Genomic DNA, 1,187 nt, shown 5'->3' on the forward strand with positions numbered 1-1,187 from the left:
ACCGATAAATATACCGATTGGTCCACTCGGCAGGATTACCCGTCGGAATGTTACTCAATATAACACGCCCGTTAAGAATATTTATAGGATCGCTGATTGGTCCTGGTCGGCTGATTCGTCCATCTTTTTCAAAAGCAACATAGTAAGTAAAATTGCCACTCAGAAGGGTTGTATTCATCACCGGGCCAAGGGTTCCGTCGGCCTTTGTGTCCAGGTACGTGGTGGTTCCCATGGGAATCTCATCCACGTATTTGAAATCCGTATCACCGGCTGTCCGTCGGTAAATTCGAATATAGTCGTATTTTCCTGTCGGATCGGTAGGCAGGTTAGTCAATTCGAGTGCGTCATCTCCCGCACCAACGGTGGCCGAGATGATACTCGAATACATCCCCTCGCTCATTGCCGGCGGCGGCTGTGGCGGTCCGGGAATGTACTGGCCGTGGGCAAAAACAATTCGGTACTCGTACGTGGTTCCGGAGACCAATCCGCCTCCCACACTCTGACTGTTCGGAATAACACTGCTCACATTGGGCTCCGGTGAATAGCCGGGCGTCAGGCGGTCTTCCGGTCGGCTGTATCTTCCGTCCCCCAGAATCGGCGTCTGAATGCGCGATGCGGTCGTGGCGATATCGCCAGTGGGGGAAAGGGTGCCCTCCAGATAGACATTCTCCGTGGCTTTCGCCACAGCCTCGGAGCCGATCGGAATTGTAATCGGCTGAAGATCGGTTTCCTGAACCTGGAAATTCTCGTCGATGCCGTAACCAAGAACCCGGTTGCCCGTTATTGTGATCAGTTGATTTTGTGAATTAAGCTTGAATATCCCGTTGCGAGTATAAAGCCTTTCATTCTGCTGTCCTTCCACAATGAAAAATCCATCCCCCTGGATTGCAATGTCGGTTGGATTAGAACTGACTTCGATCGTCCCCTGATTGAAGTTTGGAGTGATATCAGCGACCATTGTCCCCAGGCCGATTTGTCGGGGATTGGTGCCGCCGGAGTCCGCCGTCGGCATCGCGCCTAAAGCGAGGGTCTGAAGAAACTGCGTTGCGAACGACGCGGATGACGCCTTGAATCCGACCGTGTTGGCATTGGCGAGGTTATTACCCACAACATCGATTGTGGTTTCGGCTGCCGTCAGGCCGGTTAATGCCGTCGTGAGAGCGGATGCCAGACCCATAGCTCTATCA

The 1,187-nt window shown here is 52.9% G+C and carries 1 protein-coding gene; it reads right to left on the bottom strand.

Translation table 11 applies throughout. The features are described from left to right. Positions 1-1,177 (bottom strand): flagellar hook-basal body complex protein (locus ABJK56_RS16875; protein WP_347245850.1); only part of this gene is annotated, 1,177 nt, incomplete at its 3' end. Positions 1,178-1,187: the final 10 nt, after the last annotated feature.

The organism is Thermogutta sp., from assembly GCF_039793925.1.
Lineage (GTDB): Bacteria > Planctomycetota > Planctomycetia > Pirellulales > Thermoguttaceae > Thermogutta.